Here is a 3,430-nt window from a genome sequence, read left to right on the forward strand (position 1 = left end):
CAGCGAGCGCGTTGGTGGCGGTCATCAGACGGCCACCGTGGCCGGCTCGGCGATCCGGGTGACGCAGAAGATGTCGACGTTGATGCCGCAGTAGGAGCCCGACGCACGCGCTGTCACGTGCTTGCCCGACGTCTCCTCAACGACGTCCACCTTGAGGAAGGCGGCGAACTCGTCGACGGTGTCGCGGGTGAAGGTGTTGCCGGACAGCTTGTTCGGCTCGAAGGAAAGCAGGCTCCAGTTGATGTGTCCCGGGGCTTTGCCGATGAGGTCGGCCAGCACCATCGCGCTCCTCTGGCGGGCGAGCCGGTCAAGCATCTCGTCGGAGACCGGGTAGTACTCGCCGTCGTCGGGGTTCTGCACGACGAGGACGGAGTCGGGGTAGGCGGCACGCATGGCGTGGAAGGTTTCGCGCGCCTCGGCCTGGTCGGTCGTCGGCACGGTGGAGCCGATCTTCGCCTCGCCGCGCCAGATGTGAATGGCGTAGCGGATCTCGCTGGGGGCGAGCTGGGGGATGATGGTCATGAGACTCGTAGTCCCTTTCTCCTGATGGGGGATTGCGTGTCTGCGAGGCCTGGCCCGGCACGGCTGGGCCTCGCCGCGTTCTGGTGGATTCGCTATGCGGTGCGGCGCAGCGCAGGCTTGCGCTGCAGCTCGGCGTTGGCGCGGCGGGTCGCGGCGGCCTTCAGCGACATCTCGCGCATGTGCGCGCGGTAGGCGTTCTGCGCGGCCGCGAGGATGTCCTCGGGGCGGACGATGCCCTCGTCACGGGTCTTGGCGATCCAGTAGTCGAGCGACTTGGGCGACGCCTTCCGGGCCGCCTCCGTCCGCTCGCTGCGGTTCGGGGTCCGAGCCCAGGAGATGTCGGCCGCGATCGAACGCAGCGCCGAGGTGCGCGGGTCGGCGGCCATCAGGCCTTCGCCCCGACAGGCTCGGCCAGCGGCAGCCGGTTGGCGTCGCAGTAGGCGTTGACGCTGTCCTCGGTGATGAAAACCGGGGCGTTGCGCGCGGTGCCCTTCTTCTCGGCGACGAGGTCGCCGGCCTCGATGAGGCGGTAGACCGTCCAGCGCGAGCGGTTGAGCTTCTCGCATGCCTGCTGGATGGTGAGGTAGCGGTTCTCGGGGGACATGGCACCTTCCGGTGTTGTTGCAGCTTGCGCTTTCGTGCAACAAGACGCTACAACACGCGCCACGCATCTCGCAACAAGGTGCACCATGTCGCCACAGTCCTATATCCGGGTGGGGCGCTTTGGCGTACGAACCGCAACTCGTACACATAGCTGTGCTACAACTTGCAACATGAGCGAGAGCGGACTTCCCCCCGCACGTCGCCTTTGGGAGCGGGTCGAGAGCGAGCGCAACAATCGCGGTTGGACCACCGTTGAGCTGCAGGAACGCTCAGGGGTGGACCGCTCGACCGTCTCAAGGCTGAAGACGTCGAAAAGATCACCACTACCTGAGACCGTTAACAAATTGGCCGACACGCTGGGGATCCCCCGACAGGAAGCGCTAGCTCTTGCTGGCCTGGTCGGAGCCCCAAATGTGCGGTCTCCGGAGGACGCCATCACGGCTCCTCAATCAGTCGTCAGCATCGTGAACGTGGAGGGCGATGCTGACACCGACGAGTTGCTGGCGCGATTGTCACCGCGGCGCCGGCGCCTGCTCGAGCAGTTCCGGGAGTCGGAGAGGGAGAGACTTGCCCGAATTGCCGAGAGTGTGGCACGTGAGACTGAGGAGGCTAATAGGCGATTTGCGGAACTTGTCCGTTCTGAGGCAGAAGAAACGGACTTATCGTGACTTTACCGTTACTACCTGTAGTAATGGTGTTACACGGTGAGTTAGTTTCATGATACTTAGGGGAAACCCTTCAACTCGTGTCAACTCGTGTGATCTCCTGTGCGTGCAACAAGGTGCACCATTTCGGAAAGGGCACAAAAGCACGCCATGTACAGCAGTACCGAGCACGAGCACGACTAGGGGGCCCCTCAATGCGTCACATGCTGCTGCCCGCCGCAGCGACCCTCCTCTGGGTCATCAACGTCGCCTACGTGGCCGCCATCCCCCAGTGGCCCCACCTCGGCGATTATGACGCGGGCCAGCTGCTGCTCGTCGGAATCGCGATCACGGTCACGATCGCCTGGCTCCTTCACAGGCAGGGCATCGAATACCGCATCGGATACCGGCACGGCCAGGACGATCAACGGAGATAGCGAAGGCCACGCAGCGCGCAGGTGACGATGTGCGCTGCGACAACACCTGAACACACTGCGGAACGCCCGGACCCTGTCGGTGGAGGATCCGGGCTTCTTCGCGTCTACAGCCGATCACTCGGCGAGAACTGCGCATGAGCCTCCCGCGCCCGCTCCTCCGCCAGCTCCTCGGTGTAGTGCCGAAGCATCGCCTCCGACTTCCACCCCAGCACCCGGCGCACCACATCCGGGGGAGCACCCGCCGCCAGCTGCTCATGAGCCGACGTGCCGCGGAACCGGTGCGGATGCACGTTCTCCACGCCGGCCTGGGCGCCGCGCCGCTCCAGCATCTCCTGAACGCCCGACTTCGTGAGATGCCGTCCGCTCTTGATCCCCAGCCACAGCCAAGGCAACCCAGCCACAGCCAGACGGGCGCGCACTCGCAGGTACCGGTCGATCGCCTGAGCTGTCTTCGCGCCGATCGGCGCCCAGTGCTCATCGCCGCCCTTCAACCGGATCCGCAGGCGCCGGTTGCGCAAGTCGACGTCGTCCAGGTGGAGCCCGCTGAGGCCGCCGACCCGCATGCCGTTGTCGATGAAGATGCGGATGATCGCGGTGTCCCGCCGGGAGGCGAAGTCGGATCCCTTGCAGACGTCCAGCAGCGCCCCCAGCTCCGCGAGGGTGAGGTACTCGCGCGCCTTGCGCTTCAGCTGTGGCCGGTCGGCCTTCAGCACGGGGGAGAAGGTGCTGCGCTCCTCCTCGGCGATGAGCCAGTTGAAAAAAACGCCGAGGTAGGCGTGATGTGAGGCCGAGGTGGAAAGGCCGGCACGCTCCCGCTCGTGAACCAGGAAGGCCCGCACCTCGTCCGCGGTCACCCCTTCGGCGTCGCTGGGCAGCTCTCTCTCCTCGAGGAAGGCGGCGAAGAGGCGGGCGGTGCGCAGGTAGAGCTTGATGGTGATCGGCTGCTTGTTCGCGGACCTAAGCGCGAGCTCCCAGGAGCTGATGAGCGCGTTCAGCGGTGTTCCCGCTGGCGGCTGCGGCTTCCGCTTGGAGCGGGTGCTGCGGCGTGTGCGGGGGGCGAGGTGGATGACGTTGTTTTCGGACATGCCGGTGCCTCCTGCGTGGGGGAGAAGGTCAAACTTCGGGCGAGACGAGTGAGGGCGATTATTTGGGCCATCACCTGTGTTCACGCCGATCAATGCGTTGTTGACCCGGTTCTGGAATGGGAGGCAAGTCCGCTACCAG

Annotated in this window: 6 protein-coding genes; 2 read left to right on the forward strand and 4 right to left on the reverse strand. The window is 65.2% G+C overall.

From position 1 onward, the window contains the following. Nucleotides 1-24: 24 nt before the first annotated feature. From ACFSKW_RS54845 to ACFSKW_RS54855, 3 genes are all read right to left on the reverse strand, one after another. On the reverse strand, nt 25-522 hold the full coding sequence (locus ACFSKW_RS54845) for a hypothetical protein (RefSeq protein ID WP_379583884.1): 498 nt from the start codon (nt 520-522) through the stop codon (nt 25-27). 92 nt (nt 523-614) lie between these two features. Next, on the reverse strand, nt 615-908 hold the full coding sequence (locus tag ACFSKW_RS54850; protein ID WP_379583886.1) for a hypothetical protein: 294 nt from the start codon (nt 906-908) through the stop codon (nt 615-617). Continuing rightward, nucleotides 908-1,126 carry a helix-turn-helix domain-containing protein gene (locus ACFSKW_RS54855; RefSeq protein ID WP_379583888.1) on the reverse strand — a complete coding sequence of 73 codons (219 nt, stop codon included), beginning with the start codon at nt 1,124-1,126 and terminating at the stop codon, nt 908-910. The genes ACFSKW_RS54850 and ACFSKW_RS54855 overlap by 1 nt, the downstream gene beginning before the upstream one ends. Nucleotides 1,127-1,295: 169 nt before the next feature. Here ACFSKW_RS54855 and ACFSKW_RS54860 point away from each other — a divergent pair, with 169 nt between their 5' ends. Together ACFSKW_RS54860 and ACFSKW_RS54865 are read left to right on the forward strand one after the other, a co-directional pair. Continuing rightward, on the forward strand, nt 1,296-1,793 hold the full coding sequence (locus tag ACFSKW_RS54860; RefSeq protein WP_379583890.1) for a helix-turn-helix domain-containing protein: 498 nt from the start codon (nt 1,296-1,298) through the stop codon (nt 1,791-1,793). A 191-nt stretch (nt 1,794-1,984) separates the two neighbouring features. Then, nucleotides 1,985-2,206 (forward strand): hypothetical protein, encoded by a 222-nt coding sequence (locus tag ACFSKW_RS54865; RefSeq protein ID WP_379583892.1) that lies wholly within the window; start codon nt 1,985-1,987, stop codon nt 2,204-2,206. A gap of 104 nt (nt 2,207-2,310) precedes the next feature. Here ACFSKW_RS54865 and ACFSKW_RS54870 read toward each other — a convergent pair whose 3' ends face one another. Then, nucleotides 2,311-3,291 carry a tyrosine-type recombinase/integrase gene (locus ACFSKW_RS54870; protein WP_379583894.1) on the reverse strand — a complete coding sequence of 327 codons (981 nt, stop codon included), beginning with the start codon at nt 3,289-3,291 and terminating at the stop codon, nt 2,311-2,313. Nucleotides 3,292-3,430: the final 139 nt, after the last annotated feature.

The sequence above is a fragment of the Nonomuraea mangrovi genome, from assembly GCF_042681425.1.
Classification (GTDB): Bacteria; Actinomycetota; Actinomycetes; order Streptosporangiales; family Streptosporangiaceae; genus Nonomuraea; species Nonomuraea mangrovi.